Below are 19,373 nucleotides of genomic sequence, written 5' to 3' on the forward strand. Positions count from 1 at the left end.
GCTCCCCGCCGTGACCCGCTCGACGCTGGACACCGCGGCGCTGGCGCACGACCTCCGGCTGGCGGTCATGCGGTTCTCCCGGCGGCTGCGCAACCAGCGGGTCGACACCTCGGTCACGCTCACCCACCTGGCCGCGCTGTCCACGCTCCGGCGGCACGGCGCGATGAGCCCGGGGGAGCTGGCCGCCCACGAGCGGGTGCAGCCGCCGTCGATGACCCGCGTCGTCGTCGCGCTCGAGGGGATGGGCCTGGTCACCCGCAGCCCGCACCCGACAGACGGCCGGCAGGTGGTCATCGAGCTGACCGCCGCGGCCGAGGACCTGCTCGCCGAGGAGGCCCGGGCGCGCGAGGCGTGGCTGTCCGGCCAGCTGCAGCGGCTCACGCCCGAGCAGCGGGCCACCCTCCGCGAGGCCGCGGAGATCATGGAGGAGCTCGCCGGTGGGTGACGGCCACGGCCGCTGAGACCACCCCCGCCGCCACCGCGCCGGCCCCGGCGGACCGCGGGCCGTTCCGGTCGCTGCGGGTGCACAACTTCCGGCTCTACGCCTCGGCCAACCTGGTCAGCCTCACCGGCACCTGGATGCAGCGCATCGGCCAGGACTGGCTGGTGCTGCAGCTCTCCGGCGACAGCGGGGTCGCCCTCGGCGTGACCACCGCGCTGCAGTTCGGCCCGACGCTGCTGCTCGGCATGTACGGCGGGGTGCTCGCCGACCGGTACGACAAGCGCCGCCTGCTCGTGGCCACCCAGGTGCTCATGGGGCTGCTGGCCGTGGTGCTCGGCGTCCTGGTGGCCACCGGCGGCGTCGCGCTGTGGCACGTCTTCCTCCTGGCCGCGGGGCTGGGCTCGGTGTCGGCGATCGACGCCCCCGTGCGGCAGGTGTTCGTCTCGGAGATGGTCGGCGGTGACCTGCTGCCCAACGCCGTCGGGCTGAACTCGACGATCTTCAACGGCGCCCGGCTGGTCGGGCCGTCGCTGGCCGGGCTGCTCATCGGCGCCTCCGGCGGGGACACCGCCCCGGCCTTCTTCGTCAACGCCGCCAGCTTCGCCTTCACCATCGGCGCGCTGCTGCTCATGCGGCCCGGCGAGCTCGACCGCAGCACCCCGGTGGCCCGCGGGCGCGGTCAGCTGCGGGCGGGCCTGGCCTACACCTGGGCGCACCCCGACCTGGTGCTGGCGATGGTGCTCGCCTTCGTCATCGGCACCTTCGGCTTCAACTACCAGGTGACCATCGCGCTCATGGCCCGCGAGGTGTTCGACCTGGGCGCGGAGGCCTTCGGCCTGCTGTCGACGGCGTTCGCCATCGGCTCGCTCACCGGCGCGTTCCTGTCCACCCGGCGCAGCGTCCGGCCGCGGCAGCGCTTCCTCGTCGGCTCGGCGGTGGTCTTCGGCCTGCTCACGATCGCCTGCGGGCTGGCGCCCGGGTACGCCGCCTTCGCCGTCCTGTTGGTGCCCGCGGGCGCGGCCGCGCTCGTGTTCAGCGTGGCCAACAACAGCTTCGTGCAGCTGGGCACCGACCCGCAGGTGCGCGGGCGGGTGATGGCGCTCTACTTCACCTGCTTCATGGGCGGCACCCCGCTGGGCGCGCCGCTGATCGGCTGGGTGTCCGAGCACCTGGGCGCCCCGTGGGGGCTCATCCTGGGCGGGCTGGTCGTCGTGCTGGCCGCGCTCGCCGCCGGGCTGGTGCTGGCCCGCCGGCGGGTCCCCGCCCGGTCCTGACCCGGGCACCTGGCGGACGGCGCCTGCCCGACGTACCGTCGCGGCCACCGTCCCCCATGGCTCGACGGAGCGCCATGACCGAGGCACTGCTGCACCTGCTCGCGATCACCGCCATGCTCGTGGGCAGCTTCGCCGCGATGGGCGCGGCCTTCCGGCTGTTCTCCGGCCAGCTGCGGATGGACCTGCGCGCCCGCCGGCGGGCGCGCGGGCTCGACCAGCCGCCCGAGCCGGTGCACCGCCCCGTCGAGCAGGTCGCCGCCGACCTGCGCCGCCTGGCCCGCGAGCTCGACCGGGTCCCGGCCGGCTCGCCCGCGGTGCGCCGGCGCGGGTTCCAGGCCGCCTACGACGACGTGCTCACCGAGGCGGCCGGCCAGCTCGCCGTCCCGCACGCGCTGGCCGGCCTGCCGCCGGGCCCGGCGCGCGACGTCGAACGGCTGCGGGTGGAGACCGCCCTGGTCGAGGCCGGCCTGGTGGTGCGCTGAGCGAGCCCGCGGCACTGCGGCTGTTCGTGTCGGTGGTGCCGCCCGGGGAGGCGCGCGCTCACCTCGCCGCCGCCCTGGCCCCGCTCCGGGACGCCGCGGGTGCGCCCCGCTGGGGCGATCCGGCCCGCTGGCACCTGACGCTGCTGTTCCTCGGCGCCGTCCCGCCGGGGCTGCTGCCCGACCTCACCGCGGCGGTGGGGGAGGCGGCCGGCCGGACGCCGCCGGCGGTGCTGCGGCTGGCCGGGGCCGGGCGGTTCGGCTCCCGGCGGCGTCCGCAGGTGTGCTGGGCCGGGCTCGACGGCGACGTCGCCGTCCTCGCCGCGCTGGCCGACCGGCTGGCCGCCGCCGCCCGGGCGCTGGGCCTGCCGGTGGAGGACCGTCCGTTCCGGGCGCACCTCACGCTGGGCCGCTGGCTGCCCCGCCGGCCGGCCGACGGCGACCTGCCCGACCGGCTGGCCGGCTACCGGGGGCCGGCGTGGCCGCTGCGCGAGGTGTCCCTCGTGCGCAGCTCCGCCGGCCGCCACGACCCCCTCGGCACGTGGCCGGTGGGCTGAGCCCCGTCCGGCCGCGGGCTCAGGGGACGGCCGGCTCCGGCTCGGCCTCGTCGTCGGGCTCGGGCAGGTCCTCCTCCGGCAGCTCGTCCTCGGGCAGCTCGTCCTCGGGGAGCTCCTCCTCGGGCTGCTCGGTCGCCCGCGGGTCGATGGCGTCGGCCCAGAGCAGGAAGGACCCGAAGCCGTAGCCCGCCCCGGGGTCGAGGTCCGGGTTCGCCGTGAAGTACGAGGTGGGATCGCAGGCCATCAGCCCGAGGAGCACCTCGGCGACGATCGTGCCGCCGACCGGCCCCAGCCGGGTGCCGCCGAGCAGCTCGGCCTCCTTGAGCACGTAGAACCACAGGGGCGCCTTGCCCTGCCAGCGCGGGTCGGTCAGGCCCAGCTGCGCGTTGGTCAGCGGGGTCAGCCCCATGGCGACCGCGACGTCCTGGCCGGCCGGCAGCCCCAGCCGCTTGCCGCGCAGCAGGTTGCGCTCGGCCAGGGACACGATGGCCCCGGCGATCGGCGCGACGACGGTCGACGGCAGCCGGGACAGCGGCAGCGACAGCTGGGTGTCGATCGTGCGGGCCGTGTTGCGGTCGTCGGGCGTGCTCATCCCGGGGATCTCGAAGAAGTAGTTCCAGTCGATCCACAGGTCGCCGGGGACCGGGCGGTTGCCGCGCAGGTCGGGGTGGCCGTCGGCGCCGAAGATCGGCACGGTGAGCTGGTCGTGCACCTCGTACTCGGCGCGGATCGTGCTGTGCCCGAAGCGGTAGGCCGCGCCGGAGAACTCGACGGGCATGTACGGCTTGCGCGGGTTGCGGGGCTTGTAGAACCGGCCGAGGAACTCGATCGGCCTGCCGCGGCGGCGGCGCAGGAGGCGGTCGACGACGTCGCGGCCGACGATGCGCGGCAGGTAGTCGTTGACGATCAGCCACTGGTAGTGCCAGCGGACCTGCTGCTGCGCCTGCTCGAAGCTGCTGCCCTCGTCGCGCAGCCGGTTGTGCAGGCGCAGGAAGACCGCGTGCAGCTGGGCGACGATCAGGTTCTCGTCGTTGCGCGGGTCGCCGAGCCAGGCCGCGCCGTCCTCGTCGCGCGGCAGGTCGCGGACGCCGTCGTGGTCGTTGCACAGCAGGTAGCCCGGGCGGGCCGGGTCGTAGAGCTCGGGACTGCCGGCCGGCCCGCGGCCGTAGACGCTCGCCAGGTCGAAGCGGGGCGAGTCGTAGTTGACCGTCCCCTTGGGGTCCTGCTGCTGCAGGGTCAGCGGCGTCCGGTCCAGCGTCATGTCGTGGTCGATGAACTGGCCGAGGTAGATGTAGCCCGCCGGCATCCCCGGGTTGTCGAAGGCGACGTCGGAGTCGGCGACGTCGGACAGCGGCCGCTTGCCGTCGTTCATCGACACCGCCAGCGCGGTGAGCAGCGCGTCCGGGGGTTCGAAGGCCGGCAGCTGCTTGAACATCAGCCCGAAGCGGGCCTCGCTGCCCCGGCCGCTGCGCACCGCGACGTCGCTGCCGCGCGGGTCACCGACCGCGTGCGACGCCCGCGGGGCCCGGCGCGGCGGCGCGGCCGGCCGCGAGGGCGCGGGGGCCGGGGGTGCGGCCTGCGCCGTGCCGCCCAGGACGGGCAGCACGGTCAGCGCGGCCAGCCCGGCCAGGACCGAGCGCCGCGACACCCGGGCGGGACCCGGCGCCGCCGCCCCGCTGAACGGACACCCGGCCTGCTCCTCGTGACCCCGCACGGCACCGCCCCCGGTCCTGGCGAGCGGGCTCCCCGTCGGCCGCTCGCGTCCCGGCGAGGGTCACAGCGCCGCGGCGGGCGGCACATCCACGGCCGAGGGGGTCCCCCACCCCCAGTTCTGGGGGCCGGACGACGGCGCGTCGCGCTGGGTGGTGGAGGCGTCACCCGTTGTCTACCGCCTCACCACGCGTACTCCTCCGGCGCGGTGCGGTAGCCGGGGAAGACCTCGTCGAGCCGGTCGAGCTGCGCCTGCTCCAGACGCACGTCCAGCGCCGACAGCGACCCCTCGAACTGCTCGAGCGTGCGCGGGCCGACGATCGGCGCGGTCACGCCGTCCTGGTGCAGCAGCCAGGCCAGGGCGACGTCGGCCGGTGCCAGGCCCCAGTCGCGGCAGGCGTCCTCGAAGGCCTGCAGCGCCGGGCGGTGCCGCTCGATGCGCTCCCGGTTGCGGTCGGCGTGCCGGCGGTCGCCCTCCTGGTCGCCGAGCACGCCGGCGAGCAGGCCCTGCGCCAGCGGGCTCCACGGGATCACCCCGATGCCGTAGCGCCGCGCCGCGGGCAGCACCTCGAGCTCCACGTGCCGGGTGAGCAGGTTGTAGTGCGACTGCTCGCTGACCAGGCCGAGGAACCCCCGGCGGGCGGCGGCCTCGTTGGCGGCGACCAGGTGCCAGGCGGCGTGGTTGGAGGACCCGACGTAGAGCACCTTGCCCTGGGCGACCAGCGTCTCGCAGGCCTGCCAGACCTCGTCCCAGGGTGTGGCGAGGTCGACGTGGTGGAACTGGTAGAGGTCGATCCAGTCGGTCTGCAGGCGGCGCAGCGACGCGTCGGCCGAGCGGACCAGGTTGCGGGCGGACAGGAACGTGTCGTTGGGCCAGTCGCTCATCGAGCCGTAGACCTTGGTGGCCAGCACGGTCCGCTCCCGGCGCTCACCGCCCTGGGCGAACCAGGTGCCGAGCACCTCCTCGGTGCGGCCCTTGCCGGCCTCGAAGCCGTAGACGTTGGCGGTGTCGAAGAAGGTGACGCCCGCTTCGTGCGCCCGGTCCATGACCGCGTGGGCGTCGGCCTCCGCGGTCCGCCAGCCGAAGTTCATGGTCCCGAGGCACAGCCGGGAGACCGACAGGCCGCTGCGTCCGAGGTGTGTGTACTCCACGTCCGGCCACCCTGGCACCCTGGCCGCCGTGCCGCAGAACGACACCGGACGGTCCGCCTTCGACCGCGCCACCGCCGTCACCCGGACCGAGGGTGGCGGCCTCCGGGCCGACCTGGACCCGGGCTGGGACGTCGGCAACGGCGTGCTCAACGGCGGCTACCTGCTCGCCGTCGTCGCGCGGGCGGCGCTGGCCGACAGCCCCCACCCGCACCCGGTGGCGCTGTCGGCCAGCTACCTGCGCGCCACCCCGGGCGGGCCGGCCGACCTGGCGGTCACGGCGGGTCCGGCGGGGCGGACGCTCGCGCACTCCTCGGTCCTGCTCGCCGGCGCGGCCGGCCCCACGCTGTCGGTCCAGGTGACGACGGCGACGCTGGGCAGCGACCCGGCCGACTACACGGTCAACCCCGCGCCGCCGCTGCCCGCCCCCGACGCGTGCGTGGCCACCCGCACCGCCGAGGGCGGTCCGGCCGTCGGCCTGGCCCGTCAGCTCGACACCCGGCTGGACCCCGCGACCGCGGGCTGGGTGGCCGGCCGGCCCTCGGACCGGCGGCTGCTGCGCGCGTGGATCCGGCTGGCCGACGGCCGCGACCCCGACCCGCTCGCGCTGCTGCTGTTCGCCGACGCGCTGCCGCCCACCGCGTTCGCGGTCGGCGAGCCCGGCTGGGCGCCCACCGTGCAGCTGCAGGTACTGGTGCGCGCGCTGCCCGCGCGGGGCTGGTGCCTGGTCGAGTCGCGGTCGACCGAGGTGACCGGCGGCTGGTCGGACGAGGAGTGCCGGATCTGGGACTCCGCCGGCCGGCTGGTCGCCCAGGCCCGCCAGCTGGCCCGGGTCGCCCGTCAGTCGCGCCGGCCCGGCAGGGCGACGTCGCCGGTGAGGTAGCGCTGCACGGTCGGGCCCACCGCTGCCGCCACCTCGTCGGGGGAGGCCGACGCCAGCGGTTCCAGCCGCAGCACGTAGCGCATCATGACCAGCCCGGCGACCTGCGAGGCCACCAGCGCGCCGCGTGCCTCCCGCTCCTCGCGGGGCATCTCCACCGAGCCCACGACCCGCCGGACGATCTTCGCCAGGACGAACTCGCGCAGGAGCCTCGCCGACCACTCGTGGTTGACCGCGGAGCGGACCAGGGCCAGCACGGCCGGCCGGCCGGGGCCGTCCCACACGTGCAGCACCATGCGCACGACCGCGGTGCCGCGCTCCTCCGGCGGCGCGGCGAGCACCTCGGGCAGGAAGTCGTCCGGGTCGACCGGCGCCTGCACCGCCGCCACGAACAGGGCGTCCTTCGTGCCGAAGTAGTGGTGCACGAGCGCGGGGTCCACCCCCGCGGCGGTGGCGATCCCCCGGATCGAGGCGCCGTCGTACCCGCGGTCGGCGAAGGCGGTGCGGGCCGCAGCCAGCACCGCCTCCCGGGTGTCGGGGTTGCCGGGGCGCCGTCCCGGGCGCCGGGCTGCCGTCAGCTGGTCCTCCTCCGCAGGGTCGCCGCCGCCAGGGCGAGGGCGAGCACGGCCGCGCCGGCCACGATGCCGACGTCGGTCCACATCGTGCCGGTCTCCGCGGCCGACCGCCCGACCTCCTGCAGGGCCTCCACGGCGTAGGTCAGCGGCAGCACGTCGCTGATCGCCTGCAGCCAGCCGGCCATCTGCTCGCGCGGCACCAGCAGCCCGCAGAGGAAGAACTGCGGCAGCACGATCACCGGCATGAACTGCACCGCCTGGAACTCGCTGCGGGCGAACGCGCTGGCCAGCAGCCCCAGGGCCACGCCGAGGACGGCGTTGGCGACCGCGATGAGGACGACCAGCCAGACCGACCCGGCGATCTGCAGGTCGTAGACCGTCGTCGCCACGGTCACCGTCACCACCGCCTGCGCCGCCGCGGCCAGGCCGAAGGCGGCGCCGTAGCCGAGCAGCAGGTCCAGCCGGGACAGCGGGGTGGTGAGCAGCCGCTCGAGCGTGCCGGAGGTGCGCTCCCGCAGCATCGCGATGCTGGTGACCAGGAACATCACCACGAACGGGAAGATGCCCAGCATCGTCAGCCCGACCCGGTCGAAGGTGCTCGGCTGCCCGGGCAGGCTCGGCACGTCCTTCCACAGCAGGTACAGCAGCCCGAGCAACAGGCTCGGCAGCAGCACCATCATCGCGATGGTCCGGTGGTCGTGGCGCAGCTGCCGCAGCACCCGGGCGGTGGTGGCGCCGGTGAGCCGGGGGCTCAGCACGGTGGTCGCGGTGCTCACGCCGCCACCTCCTGCTGCTGGGCCCGCACCAGGCGGAGGAAGGACTCCTCGAGGTCGTCGGTGCCGGAGTCGGCGCGCAGCTGTGCGGGGGTGGAGTCGGCCAGCAGCCGGCCCTCCCGCAGCAGCAGCAGCCGGTCGCAGCGGCCGGCCTCGTCCATGACGTGGCTGGACACCACCAGCGTGGTGCCGGCCACGGCCAGCGCGTGGAAGCGCTCCCACAGCTCCACCCGCAGCACCGGGTCCAGGCCCACCGTCGGCTCGTCGAGGACGAGCAGCTCGGGCTCGCCCACCAGCGCGCAGGCCAGCGAGGCCCGGCCGCGCTGGCCGCCGGAGAGGTCGGCGACCAGCTGCCCGGCGGCGTCGGTCAGGCCCACGGCCTCCAGGGCGTCGTCGGCCGCCCGGGCGCCGCGGCCGTACAGCGCGGCGAAGTGGCGGGCGTTCTCCCGCACGGTGAGGTCGGGGTAGACGCTCGGCGCCTGGGTCACGTAGCCCACGCGCGAGCGCAGCCCGGGGCTGCCCGCCGGCTCGCCGAGCACGGTGACCGTGCCCGAGCGGACCTGCTGCACGCCCACCAGCGCGCGCATCAGGGTCGTCTTCCCGCTGCCGCTGGGCCCGAGCAGGCCGGTGACCCGGCCCGCCGGCACGGCGCAGGACAACCCGGGGATCACCCGGCGGTGCCCCCGGTCGACGACCAGGTCGGTGACGGTGACGGCGTCGGTCATGGTGGCCTCCCGAGGACGAGAACTCAACGCCTGATGAACTCAACGGTAGATGAGTTGTCAACGGAGCCCTTGGTCCCTGCCGGTGGGCCCTGCCCGCGGTCAGCCGCGGCGGCGGGTGACGGCGTCGAGGACGGCGATGACGAGGAAGGGCACCCCCGCCCAGAGCGCCAGGACGACGACGGCGCGCAGCGCTCCGCCGCCGGTGAAGTAGACGGCGTCGCGCAGCCCCTGGACGGCCACGCCCGAGGGCAGGACCGAGGCCAGTGGCGCCGCCCACCCCGGCAGGTACTCCGCCGGGTCGCTCCCGGTGCTGGTCGCCGCGCCGAGGATGAGCAGCACCGCGGTGGCCGCGAAGGTGCCCACGCCGCCGAGCAGCCGCAGGGTCAGCGCCGCGAAGGCGCCGGACGCCAGCGCCAGCAGGGCCACCAGCCCGCCGATGGTCCAGGCCGACCCCGGCACCGCGTCGAAGACCGCCCGGCTGAGCAGGGCCCCGGTGGCACCGGCGGCGACCGCGAACAGCCCGGAGCTGGCCAGGCGCAGCCGCAGCGCGAGCTGGGGCGCCACCTGGTAGCTGGTGATCCCGAACAGGAAGCCGCCGAGCACCACGGCGAAGGCGGTGTGGTCGAGGGCCCGCCCACGGGCGTCCTGCGCCACCAGGGGGGCCACGTCGGTGACCGCGAGCTGCTGCCCGGCCTGCTGGGCGACCGGGGTGAAGGCGCCGGTGAGCGTCTCGGTGACCCCCTGGCCGTGGGCGCCGGCGGTCAGCAGCTGCGGTGCGGGCCCGTCGAGCACCAGGGCGCCGCGGACCTCGTCGCGGCGCACCGCCTGCTCGGCCGCGGCGGCGTCCGGCAGCGCGACCAGCCGCAGGGCACCGGGCTGGGCCTGCTCCACCTGGGCCCGGACCCGGTCGACCTGCTCGGCGCTGCCGACCACGCCGACCGGCAGGTCGCGCGGTGTCGAGGTGGTCGAGACGGACAGCTGGACGGCCAGGTACAGGCAGCCGACCAGCACCGCGACCACGGCGGGCAGGACAATGCCGCGCAGGCCCGCCTTCGCCGGCGAGCCCGCGGAGCGCTCCTCCTCGGCCGTCTGGTCGGCCGGGCCCGGGGGAGGCGCGAGCCCGCCCGGCATCAGCGGCTCCCCGGCTCGGCGCCGAGCTCGGTGCCGAGCTCGGTGCCGAGCAGGTGACCGGAGGTCCAGGCGCTCTCCACCTTCGACGGCGCCCGCCAGCCGTCGCCGCACGCGGCGATCCCGTCGACGCGGCCGAAGGGTTCCTCCCGCGGGTCCGCCGGCCGGGCGAACGACCAGCGGTGCACGTGCGTCCAGGACGGCGGCGCGTCGATGCCGAGCACCCGCCGCACGGCCTCGGCGACCGCGGGCGCGGCGGCGTCGGGGTCCTCGAGGTGCGCCGCGGCCGCGTCCCCCGTCGTGTGGGCCACCAGGACGGGCGCGCCGTCGCCCCGCCGGTCGCCGTCGTCGGCCACCCACTCCAGCACCGGGTCGTCGTGCACGAAGGCGCCGTGCAGGTCGGCCGGCCAGCGCCGCTCGTCCCAGCCCAGGGCGACGGAGAGGCTCGGCCGCCACTCGCGCTCGCCGAGCAGCCGGCCGGCGAGGTCGGCGGGCAGCAGCCGCCGCGCCTGCGGGTCGGGCAGGGCCAGGACGACGGCGGTCGCGTCCTCGCCGTCCACCCGCGGGCCGGGCTCCACCCGGCCGACCGTCCGCTCCTGGACGACGTCGAGGCCCTCGGCGAGGTCGGCGACCAGCGAGCGCAGCCCGCCGGGGGCGGCGTAGCGCACGGGCCCGCTGGTGGTGCGCTCGACGCCGTCGGGGCCGGCGACGGCGAAGGTGTCGGTCCAGGGGCGGGCCAGGCCGCGGGACACCCAGTCGGCGACCACGGCGGCGAACGGCGAGCCGTCGGCGGCGGTCAGGTAGGAGGCACCGAGGTCGGTGACCCGGCCGGAGAGGGTGCGGGAGGCCATCCGCCCACCGGGGCGGCGGCCGCGGTCGAGGACCTGCACGGGGACGCCGGCCGCGGCGAGCGCGCGGGCGCAGGCGGCACCGGCGATGCCGGCCCCGACGACGACTGAGTTGGGCACCACTGGATCCTGCGGGCAGCGCGGCGGTGGCGCTCGGGGAGGATCGGGTCGTGCCCGCCGTCCCCGTGCCGATCGACGACCCCGCCGACCCGCGGGTCGCCGACTTCCGCGACCTGCACGCCGGCGACCGGCCGGCCGGGCGCGAGCGGGGCACCGGCCCGGTGATCGTCGAGGGCGTGCCGGCGGTGCAGCGGCTGCTGGCCTCGCCGTACCGGGTGCGTTCGGTGCTCGGCGTCCCGGGGCGGCTGGCCGAGCTGGACCTGCCGGAGGGTGTGGCCGCCTACGAGATGGACAAGTGGGTGCTCTCGGAGCTCATCGGGTTCCGGCTCACCCGCGGGGTGCTGGCCTCCGCCGACCGCCGTCCGGCGGACGACGTCGACGCGCTGCTGGCCGGCCCCGACCCGGCCGCGCCGCGGCGGCTGGCGGTGCTCGAGGCGCTCAACGACGCCGAGAACCTGGGCTCGATCGCCCGCTCCGCGGTGGCCCTCGGCGTCGACGGGCTGCTGCTCGACCCGCGCTGCGCCGACCCCCTCTACCGGCGGGCGGTGCGGGTGTCGATGGGCCACGTGCTGGCGCTGCCGTTCGCCGTCCTGGCCGACTGGCCCGGCGGGCTGGCGCGGCTGCACGACGCCGGCTACCTCACCGTCGCGCTCACCCCGGCCCCGGACGCGGTCGACCTGGCCGACGTCGACCCGCGCGCGCACCCGCGCACGGCGGTGCTGCTGGGCGCCGAGGGGCCGGGCCTCACGCCGGAGGCGCAGGCGGCGGCGCGGGTGCGCGCCCGGATCCCGATGCGGGCCGGCGTCGACTCGCTCGGGGTCGCCGCCGCGGCGGCGGTGGCCTTCGCGGCCCTGCGCTAGTTGCGCAGCGACCAGCGCGCCAGGATCTCCCGGGCCTGCTCGGCCTGCGGGGGAGCGCACATGACCTCGTACCGGCTGGCGACGACCTGCGAGACGCTGGTGAAGTCGCGCTGGCCGCGGGTGGCCGCGTAGCCCATCGCGCCGAACAGCGCGCCGAAGAGCAGACCGATCAGGAGACCGGTCAGGACCGAGCTGACCCAGCTCGTGCCGCTCGGCGCGAAGATGCCGAGCAGCAGGCCGACGAACAGACCCCACCAGGCGCCGCTGGCCGCGCCGGCGCCGATCGCCCGGCCCCAGGTCAGCCGGCCGGTCACCCGCTCGACCATCCGCAGGTCCGACCCGATGATCGTGACGTTCTCGACCGGGAACTTCTCGTCGGAGAGGTGGTCCACCGCGGCCTGGGCCTGCTGGTAGCTCTGGTAGGTCCCCACCTGGACGCCGCCCAGCGGCATCGACACCGACATCGACATGACTCGCTCCACTCCCGCGCGTGCTCGTGCGTGCAAGAAGGAGCTACCCGCGCAATCCGGTCGGACACGTCCGGTCGGTCACACCGCCGTCGGTCAGTGGTTGCGGCGCACCCCGAAGACGATGTCCTCCCACGCCGGGACCCGGGCGCGCGGGTCCTCGTCCTCGCGGTCGGTCTCCCCGGGCCGCAGCACGACGGTGTCGTGCTCGGAGACGTCCTCGTCGTCGGGGACGCCGGCGCCCCGGGCGGCGGCCGGCCCGGCGGGCGGCGCGGCCCGCTCGGGGGCGGGTGCCCGCTCGGGGACGGGGCGCTCGGGCGCCGCGGCCCGTTCCGGGACGGCGGCGCTGCGGTGCAGCGGCAGGGCCGGGCGCTCCGCCGGCACGCCGGGGACCACGCGCACCAGGCGGGTGCCCTCGGCGAAGTCCCGGGTCGCCGCGTCGAGCGGGCTGACCGTGCGGGCCGGCAGGTCGTAGGCCCAGGAGGTGGTGCCCTCCTTGGCGCCGGCCCGCCAGGCGGCGCTGACCACCCAGGTGCCGTCGTCGGCCCGGGCGGCGTCCCAGCGGACGGCGTCGAGGTCGGCGCCGAGCAGCCGCAGCCGCTCGGCGAGGAACTGCTGCAGGGCGACGCCGGGCGTGCCCTCCGACAGCCGCACCCGGGCCTCGCGCGCCTGCTCGGCGATGCGCGAGCGCTCCTGCAGCACCGGGTGGGCGAAGCGCATGATCCGCTCGACCCGGGTGCCCGAGGCCGCGGCCACCTGCTCGGGCGTCTCGCCGGCGCGGATGCGCTGCTGGATGGTGCGGGGCGACAGCGCGCTGTCGACCTCGATCTGGCCCAGCCGGCGGGTGTCGCCGCGGGCGGCCGCGCGGAGCCGGTCGTCGACCGGCAGCGCGAAGCGCTCCTCCTCGCCGTCGGCGTTCTCGAGGGCGAGCAGCAGGCTCCGGCCGTCGTCGGACAGGCCCACGAGGCGCAGGGTGCGCACGGCGACCTCCTCGGACGGCGGCGGGACGGGACCGGCCGCGGGGACACCGGGCCACGCGCGAGGCTATCCGCGCGCACGGGGGGCGCGCTGCACGTCGTGCGGCGTGGCGGCCGGGAAGGGGCCCCCGGGGGCAGCCCGGGAACCGCGGCGGGCGCTCCTAGACTCGGCGTCCATGCTGACCGGTCCCCGGGACGACGGCCTCGTCCGCGACGACACCCTCGACGACGTCGAGCGCAACGAGCGCTTCCTGCCCTCCCCGGTCGACGCGGGCCAGAAGCGCCTGCCCATCGACATGGACTACGTCCAGCGCGTGATGATGGAGCTGCTCACCATCCCCAGCCCCTCGGGCCGCACCGACCACGTCATGCAGCTCATCGGCGGCGAGCTGCGCGACCTGGGCCTGGACTTCGAGGTGACCCGCCGCGGGGCGCTGATCGCCGAGCTGCCCAGCCGCTCGCCGGGCGCCGACCGCACCGTGGTCGTGCACGCCGACACGATCGGCTGCATGGTCAGCCAGCTCAAGGACAACGGCCGGCTGGCCATCGTGCCGGTGGGCACGCACAGCGCCCGCTTCGCCGAGGGCGCGCGGGTGACGATCTTCAGCGACGACGTCTCCGGCGACTACTGGCACACCGGCACGATCCTGCCGATCAAGGCCAGCGGGCACCGCTACGGCGACGAGGTCGACGAGCAGGGCGTGGGCTGGGACTTCGTGGAGGTCCGCGTCGACGAGGTGGTGCACAGCCGGGCCGACCTGGAGCGCCGCGGCATCCAGGTGGGCGACTTCGTCGCGATCGACGCCCAGCCGGTGATCACCGGCAGCGGGTTCGTCAACTCGCGGCACCTCGACGACAAGGCCGGCATCGCGGCCGCGCTGGGCGCGTTCAAGGCGATCGTCGACCACGGCGTCGAGGTGCCGGTGACCGCGCACCTGCTGGTGACCATCGCCGAGGAGGTGGGCCTGGGGGCCAGCCACGGCCTGGACGCCGACGTCGCCGAGCTCGTCTCGATCGACACCTCGGTGGTCGCGCCGGGCCAGGCGTCCTCCGAGCAGTGCGTCAACATCGCGATGCAGGACTCGACCGGGCCCTTCGACTACCACCTGACCCGGCACCTGATCGACCTGTGCCGGGTGCACGAGGTGCCGCACCGCCGGGACGTCTACAAGTACTACCGCTCCGACGCGGCGTCGGCGCTCGAGGCCGGGGCCAACACCCGCGCCGCGCTGATCGGCTTCGGCATCGACGGCAGCCACGGCAACGAGCGCACCCACCTCGACGGCATCCGCAGCACCGCGGAGCTGGTGGCGCTCTACCTGCAGACCGACCTCACGTTCCGCAGCTGGGACCGCCGTCCCACCGGCGACCTGAGCGACTTCCCGAGCACCGCGGTGCAGCCCGCCGACGGCGAGCAGGCCCGCTGAGCGAGCGGGCCCGCTCGCTCAGAGGCGCTCGACGACGAAGTCGATGCAGGCGGTCAGCGCGCTGACGTCGTCGGGGTCGACGGCGGGGAACATGCCCACCCGCAGCTGGTTGCGGCCGAGCTTGCGGTAGGGCTCGACGTCGACGACGCCGTTGGCCCGCAGCGTCCTCGCCAGCGCCGCGGCGTCGACCGACGCGTCGAAGTCGACGGTCCCGACGACGAGGCTGCGCTGGTCGCGGTCGGGGACGAACGGCGTCGCGTAGGAGGACTTCTCCGCCCAGCCGTAGAGCCGGTGCGCCGACTCCTGGCTGCGCGCCACCGTGCCCGACAGGCCGCCGAGGCCCAGCATCCAGCGGACCTGGTCGGCGAGCAGGAACAGCGTGGCGACGGCCGGGGTGTTGTAGGTCTGGTCCTTGGTGGAGTTGTCGATGGCGATCGACAGGTCGAGGAAGCCGGGGATCCAGCGCCCGGCGGCCTTGATCTCGGCCACCCGCTCCAGTGCGGCCGGGCTCATCAGCGCGATCCACAGGCCGCCGTCGGCGGCGAAGGACTTCTGCGGCGCGAAGTAGTAGGCGTCGGTCTGGGCGACGTCGACCGGCAGGCCGCCGGCGCCGCTGGTGGCGTCGACGAGCACCAGCGCGTCGTCGTCGGCGTGTCGGGGACGGACGACGGGCGCCATGACGCCGGTCGAGGTCTCGTTGTGCGCCCAGGCGTAGGCGTCGACGCCGGGCTCGCCCTTCGGCAGCGCGAGGGAGCCGGGTGCGGCCTTCGCCACCACCGGCTCCTCCAGGAAGGGCACCTCGGCCACCCCGGAGGCGAACTTGGCGGAGAACTCCCCGTAGGTGCCGTGCGCGCTGCGCCGCCGGATGAGGCCGAACGCCGCGGCGTCCCAGAAGGCGGTGCTGCCGCCGTTGCCGAGCACGACCTCGTACCCCTCGGGCAGGTCGAACAGCTGGGCCAGCCCCTCGCGCACCTGCCGGACCAGTCCCTTGACCGGTGCCTGGCGGTGCGAGGTGCCCATGACCGCGGCGCCGTCGGAGGCCAGCGCCCGCAGCGCCTCGGGGCGCACCTTCGACGGGCCGCACCCGAACCGGCCGTCGGCGGGCAGGAGCTCGGCGGGGATCTGGATGCTCATGTGCGGGGTGCCTCTCGGTGCGGGGTCGGACGGCGACGGCCCGGGTCCGCGGTCGCGGGCCCGGGCCGGTGACGGACTGGAACGGCCACCCTTCAGGGGCCCGCGCCGAGCGGAGCGAGGCGTGGGGGAAGGGTGGTCCTTCGTCAGGCGGGGCTGGGGGCGGCCTCGTCGATGGCCTTGACGGTGATGGTGTCGAAGCCGTCGACGTCCTCGGGCCGGCGCGCCTCGGGGCCGACGTAGCGGGCCGAGGGGCGCACGAGGCGGCCGGTCTGCTTCTGCTCCAGGATGTGCGCGCACCAGCCGGCGGTGCGGGCGCAGGTGAACATCGAGGTGAACATGTGGCTGGGCACCTCGGCGAAGTCGAGCACGATCGCCGCCCAGAACTCGACGTTGGTCTCGATCGGCCGGTCCGGGCGCCGCTCGCGCAGCTCCTTGAGCGCGGCCTGCTCCAGGGCCAGTGCGGCCTCGAAGCGCGGCGCGCCGAGCTCCTTGGCGGCCTTGCGCAGCACGCGGGCGCGCGGGTCCTCGGCGCGGTAGACGCGGTGGCCGAAGCCCATCAGCCGCTCGCCGCGGTCGAGCAGGCCCTTGACGTAGGTGTCCGCGTTCTCGGCCTGCTCGACGCCGTCGAGCATGTGCAGGACCCGGGAGGGCGCGCCGCCGTGCAGAGGGCCCGACATGGCGCCGATGGCGCCCGACATCGCGGCGGCCACGTCGGCGCCGGTGGAGGCGATGACGCGGGCGGTGAACGTCGAGGCGTTCATGCCGTGCTCGGCCGCCGACGTCCAGTAGGCGTCGACGGCGGCCACGTGACGGGGGTCGGGCTCGCCGCGCCAGCGGACCATGAAGCGCTCGACGATGGTCGCGGCCTCGTCGATGCGGCTCTGGGGCACCGCCGGGGTGCCGATGCCGCGCGCGGACTGGGCGACGTAGGACAGCGCCATCACCGCGGCCCGGGCCAGTTGCTCGCGGGCCTCGTCGTCGCTGATGTCCAGCAGCGGCCGGTAGCCCCAGAACGGCGCCAGCATCGCCAGCGCGGCCTGCACGTCGACGCGGACGTCGCCGCTGTGCACCGGGATGGGGAACGGCTCGGCCGGCGGCAGGCCGGGCCCGAACTTGCCGTCGACCAGCAGCGCCCACACGTTGCCGAAGGTGATCTTGCCGACCAGGTCCTCGATGTCGACCCCGCGGTAGCGCAGCGCGCCGCCGTCCTTGTCGGGCTCGGCGATCGTGGTCTCGAAGGCGATGACGCCCTCCAGGCCGGGTACGAAGTCGTCGGCCATCTCGCATGCTCCTCTGGGCGCGATCCTCGTGCGCGCTCGGGCCACGGCGCACGACTGCAGGGCGACACTAGGCCGTGGCGGCCCCCCCGGGACAGGCGGGGCTCCCGGCCGGCGGGAGCCGTCCCGGGGCCCCTCGCCGGCGGTGGTGCAGCATGGTCGGGTGCCCGACCTCTCCCGCATGCGCAGGGACTACGACCGACCGGGCCTGCGCGAGGAGGACCTCGCCCCGACCTGGCTCGAGCAGTTCGACCGCTGGTTCCGCGACGTCGTCGCCGCCGACCTGCCCGACCCCAACGCGGTCGTGGTCGCCACCGCCGACGCCGACGGCGCCCCCGACGCGCGCATCGTGCTGCTCAAGGGCTACGACGAGGCGGGCTTCGTCTTCGGCACCAGCTACGCCTCGACCAAGGGTGCCCAGCTGGCGGCGAACCCGCGGGCGGCACTGGTCTTCCCGTGGCACGCGCTGCAGCGCCAGGTGCGGGTCACCGGCCGGGTCGAGCGCATCGGCGACGGCGCCTCCGACGGCCTGTGGGACCCCCGCCCGCGCGAGGCCCAGCTCGCCGCGGTCGCCTCGGTGCAGTCGACCGTCGTCGACTCCCGCGAGGAGCTGACCGACCGGGTGCGGCTGCTCGACGAGGCGACGACGACGGAGAAGGTGCCGCGGCCGCCGACCTGGGGCGGCTACCGGGTCGTGCCCGCGAGCGTCGAGTTCTGGCAGGGCGGCCCGGGCCGGCTGCACGACCGCCTGCGGTTCGTCCGCGACGACGAGGAGGGCGGCGGCTGGGTGCTGCAGCGGCTGGCCCCGTGACGGCGGACCCGCCCGGCGAACCGCTGCCGGCCGACCCGGTCGAGGGTGCCGGGAAGACCGCCGAGCCGGCACCGGTGCGCCGCCGCGCCTGGGCCCTCGACACCAGCCCGCTGCGCAACCCGGGCTACCGGCGGCTGTTCTGGGGCCTGACGGCCACGATGATCGGCCAGCAGATGACGCTGGTCGCCGTTCCGTTCCAGGTGTACGCGCTCACCCGCGACTCGCTGCTGGTCGGCGTCACCTCCGTCGTGGCGCTGGTGCCCCTGGTGGTCTTCGGCCTGCTCGGCGGCGCCATCGCCGACGCCATGGACCGGCGGCGGCTGATGCTGGTCACCGGCGTCGGGTCGGCGGTGACCAGCGGGCTGCTGGCGCTGCAGGCGCTGCTGCCCGGGGGCGGCAACCTGTGGCTGCTGTGGCTGCTGACCGCCGCCGTCTCGGGGCTCACCGCGGTCAACCAGCCCGCCCGCAGCGCGGTGATCCCCGCGCTGGTGGGGATCGAGGGGGTGCCGGCGGCCAACGCGCTGGCCATGACCGTGCGGCAGGCCGGCGTCATCGTCGGTCCGCTGCTGGCCGGCGTGCTCATCGGCGCGGGTGACCTGTTCCTCGCCTACGCCGTCGACGCGGTCACCCTCGCCTTCGCCGCGTACGTGGTGGTCGGGCTGCCGCCGCTGCCGCCCGGCGGGCGCACCGGGCCGCTGCGGCTGGGGGCGGCGCTGCACGGGGTGGGGGAGGGCTTCGCCTTCCTGCGCACCCAGCCGGTGCTGCTGATGACCTTCGTCGTCGACGTCGTCGCGATGCTGTTCGCCTGGCCGCAGGCGGTCTTCCCCGAGCTCGCCGAGGGGCGGTACGCGGAGTCGGCGAACAGCCTGGGCTGGCTCTACGCCGGCATCTCCATCGGCGCGCTGCTCATGGGCCTGACCTCGGGCTGGGTGTCGCGGGTCGACCGGCAGGGCGCGGTCGTGCTGGCCGCGATCGTCGTCTGGGGGGTGGCGATCATCGGCTTCGGGCTGGCGCCGAACCTGTGGCTGGCCGTCGCCTGCCTGGCGGTGGCCGGGGCCGGCGACATGGTCAGTGCGGTGCTGCGCTCGTCGATGCTGCAGACCGCCGCGCCCGACGAGATGCGCGGGCGGATGCAGGGGGTGTTCCTCGTCGTCGTCGCCGGGGGCCCGCGGCTGGGCGACCTGCGCGCCGGTGCGGTGGCCAGCGCCGCCGGCGTCAGCGCGGCGATGGTGTCCGGCGGTGTCGTGGTGGTGGTCGCGATGGGGGTCGTCGCGCTGGCCGTGCCGTCCTTCCTGCACTTCCGGGCGTCGCGCGCCCTCAGGTAGCCGGGGCGACGTGCAGGCCCACCTCCACGTTGCCCATCGTGGCCCGGGAGTAGGGGCAGACGGTGTGCGTGCGCTCCATCAGCGCCCGCGCCTGCTCCTCGTCGAGCTGCGGCAGGTGGCCCGTGAGGTCGACGGCGAGGCCGAAGTCGCCGGGCTCGCCGCGCAGGAAGTGCACCTGGGCGGTGACCGACGAGCCCTCCAGCGCCGACCGGGACAGGCCCAGGGGCTCGAGCGAGAAGCGCATGGCGCTGTGGAAGCAGGCCGCGAACCCGGCGGCGAACAGCTGCTCGGGGTTGGTGCCCGGGCCGCCGTCGCCGGCCATCTCGGCGGGGCGGGACAGCTGCACGTCCAGCCGCCCGTCGGAGGAGGCGACGTGTCCGGTGCGGGCGCCGGTGGCGGTGGCCTCGGCGGTGTAGAGACGGTCCACGGTCGTCC

General features: G+C 76.0%; 21 protein-coding genes. 9 read left to right on the plus strand and 12 right to left on the minus strand.

Annotated elements, in window-relative coordinates; translation table 11 throughout:
• Window positions 1-10 precede the first annotated feature (10 nt).
• The 4 genes from LY71_RS09735 (at window position 11) to thpR (ending at window position 2,752) form a co-directional block, all read left to right on the plus strand.
• Entirely contained in the window at window positions 11-445 is a 435-nt protein-coding gene (locus LY71_RS09735; protein WP_106276815.1) for a MarR family winged helix-turn-helix transcriptional regulator, read from the plus strand.
• Window positions 442-1,716, plus strand: a complete 1,275-nt coding sequence (locus LY71_RS09740; RefSeq protein ID WP_106276817.1) for an MFS transporter — start codon at window positions 442-444, stop codon at window positions 1,714-1,716. Before LY71_RS09735 ends, LY71_RS09740 begins: the two co-directional genes overlap by 4 nt.
• A 74-nt stretch (window positions 1,717-1,790) precedes the next feature.
• Complete coding sequence (locus LY71_RS09745; protein ID WP_106276819.1) at window positions 1,791-2,198, plus strand: hypothetical protein; 408 nt, start codon at window positions 1,791-1,793, stop codon at window positions 2,196-2,198.
• Between the two features lie 26 nt (window positions 2,199-2,224).
• The gene (gene thpR, locus LY71_RS09750) at window positions 2,225-2,752 is read left to right on the plus strand and encodes an RNA 2',3'-cyclic phosphodiesterase (RefSeq protein WP_245887800.1); all 528 of its coding nucleotides are present in this window, start codon (window positions 2,225-2,227) and stop codon (window positions 2,750-2,752) included.
• Between the two features lie 19 nt (window positions 2,753-2,771).
• Here thpR and LY71_RS09755 read toward each other — a convergent pair whose 3' ends face one another.
• Both LY71_RS09755 and LY71_RS09760 read right to left on the minus strand, forming a co-directional pair.
• A complete protein-coding gene (locus LY71_RS09755; RefSeq protein ID WP_106276823.1) occupies window positions 2,772-4,466 on the minus strand; it encodes a peroxidase family protein in 1,695 nt (564 codons plus the stop codon).
• 179 nt (window positions 4,467-4,645) lie between these two features.
• The gene (locus LY71_RS09760) at window positions 4,646-5,614 is read right to left on the minus strand and encodes an aldo/keto reductase (protein WP_106277159.1); all 969 of its coding nucleotides are present in this window, start codon (window positions 5,612-5,614) and stop codon (window positions 4,646-4,648) included.
• A gap of 28 nt (window positions 5,615-5,642) precedes the next feature.
• On the opposite strand from LY71_RS09760, the gene LY71_RS09765 reads away from it, so the two are divergent.
• Complete coding sequence (locus LY71_RS09765) at window positions 5,643-6,494, plus strand: thioesterase family protein (RefSeq protein WP_245887801.1); 852 nt, start codon at window positions 5,643-5,645, stop codon at window positions 6,492-6,494.
• Here LY71_RS09765 and LY71_RS09770 read toward each other — a convergent pair.
• From LY71_RS09770 to LY71_RS09790, 5 genes are all read right to left on the minus strand, one after another.
• Window positions 6,452-7,012, minus strand: a complete 561-nt coding sequence (locus LY71_RS09770; protein WP_106276825.1) for a TetR/AcrR family transcriptional regulator — start codon at window positions 7,010-7,012, stop codon at window positions 6,452-6,454. The genes LY71_RS09765 and LY71_RS09770 overlap by 43 nt on opposite strands.
• A 53-nt stretch (window positions 7,013-7,065) precedes the next feature.
• Window positions 7,066-7,842 (minus strand): ABC transporter permease, encoded by a 777-nt coding sequence (locus tag LY71_RS09775; protein WP_245887802.1) that lies wholly within the window; start codon window positions 7,840-7,842, stop codon window positions 7,066-7,068.
• A complete protein-coding gene (locus LY71_RS09780) occupies window positions 7,839-8,564 on the minus strand; it encodes an ABC transporter ATP-binding protein (RefSeq protein WP_106276827.1) in 726 nt (241 codons plus the stop codon). Before LY71_RS09780 ends, LY71_RS09775 begins: the two co-directional genes overlap by 4 nt.
• Window positions 8,565-8,663: 99 nt before the next feature.
• On the minus strand, window positions 8,664-9,695 hold the full coding sequence (locus LY71_RS09785) for an ABC-2 transporter permease (protein WP_106276829.1): 1,032 nt from the start codon (window positions 9,693-9,695) through the stop codon (window positions 8,664-8,666).
• A complete protein-coding gene (locus LY71_RS09790) occupies window positions 9,695-10,660 on the minus strand; it encodes an NAD(P)/FAD-dependent oxidoreductase (RefSeq protein ID WP_106277166.1) in 966 nt (321 codons plus the stop codon). The genes LY71_RS09785 and LY71_RS09790 overlap by 1 nt, the downstream gene beginning before the upstream one ends.
• A gap of 50 nt (window positions 10,661-10,710) precedes the next feature.
• On the opposite strand from LY71_RS09790, the gene LY71_RS09795 reads away from it, so the two are divergent.
• On the plus strand, window positions 10,711-11,520 hold the full coding sequence (locus LY71_RS09795) for a TrmH family RNA methyltransferase (RefSeq protein WP_106276831.1): 810 nt from the start codon (window positions 10,711-10,713) through the stop codon (window positions 11,518-11,520).
• Here the strand turns inward: LY71_RS09795 and LY71_RS09800 are convergent.
• Complete coding sequence (locus tag LY71_RS09800) at window positions 11,517-11,990, minus strand: YflT domain-containing protein (protein ID WP_106276832.1); 474 nt, start codon at window positions 11,988-11,990, stop codon at window positions 11,517-11,519. The two genes, LY71_RS09795 and LY71_RS09800, sit on opposite strands and share 4 nt — an antisense overlap.
• A gap of 93 nt (window positions 11,991-12,083) precedes the next feature.
• Window positions 12,084-12,968 carry a septation protein SepH gene (sepH, locus tag LY71_RS09805; protein WP_106276834.1) on the minus strand — a complete coding sequence of 295 codons (885 nt, stop codon included), beginning with the start codon at window positions 12,966-12,968 and terminating at the stop codon, window positions 12,084-12,086.
• Between the two features lie 172 nt (window positions 12,969-13,140).
• Here sepH and LY71_RS09810 point away from each other — a divergent pair, with 172 nt between their 5' ends.
• Window positions 13,141-14,391 (plus strand): osmoprotectant NAGGN system M42 family peptidase, encoded by a 1,251-nt coding sequence (locus LY71_RS09810; RefSeq protein WP_106276836.1) that lies wholly within the window; start codon window positions 13,141-13,143, stop codon window positions 14,389-14,391.
• A gap of 18 nt (window positions 14,392-14,409) precedes the next feature.
• Here LY71_RS09810 and serC read toward each other — a convergent pair whose 3' ends face one another.
• Both serC and LY71_RS09820 read right to left on the minus strand, forming a co-directional pair.
• The gene (serC, locus tag LY71_RS09815) at window positions 14,410-15,525 is read right to left on the minus strand and encodes a phosphoserine transaminase (RefSeq protein WP_106276838.1); all 1,116 of its coding nucleotides are present in this window, start codon (window positions 15,523-15,525) and stop codon (window positions 14,410-14,412) included.
• Window positions 15,526-15,668: 143 nt separating this feature from the next.
• A complete protein-coding gene (locus LY71_RS09820) occupies window positions 15,669-16,805 on the minus strand; it encodes a citrate synthase 2 (RefSeq protein ID WP_106276840.1) in 1,137 nt (378 codons plus the stop codon).
• A 160-nt stretch (window positions 16,806-16,965) separates the two neighbouring features.
• Between LY71_RS09820 and pdxH the strand changes: the two genes are divergently transcribed.
• The gene (gene pdxH / locus LY71_RS09825) at window positions 16,966-17,613 is read left to right on the plus strand and encodes a pyridoxamine 5'-phosphate oxidase (protein ID WP_106276842.1); all 648 of its coding nucleotides are present in this window, start codon (window positions 16,966-16,968) and stop codon (window positions 17,611-17,613) included.
• Entirely contained in the window at window positions 17,610-18,938 is a 1,329-nt protein-coding gene (locus LY71_RS09830) for an MFS transporter (protein WP_211297240.1), read from the plus strand. The genes pdxH and LY71_RS09830 overlap by 4 nt, the downstream gene beginning before the upstream one ends.
• On the opposite strand, the gene LY71_RS09835 is transcribed toward LY71_RS09830, so the two are convergent.
• Window positions 18,931-19,365, minus strand: a complete 435-nt coding sequence (locus LY71_RS09835) for an organic hydroperoxide resistance protein (protein ID WP_106276844.1) — start codon at window positions 19,363-19,365, stop codon at window positions 18,931-18,933. The two genes, LY71_RS09830 and LY71_RS09835, sit on opposite strands and share 8 nt — an antisense overlap.
• Window positions 19,366-19,373 lie beyond the last annotated feature (8 nt).

Origin of the sequence: Geodermatophilus tzadiensis (assembly GCF_003002915.1) — a bacterium.
In the GTDB taxonomy this organism is placed as follows: domain Bacteria; phylum Actinomycetota; class Actinomycetes; order Mycobacteriales; family Geodermatophilaceae; genus Geodermatophilus; species Geodermatophilus tzadiensis.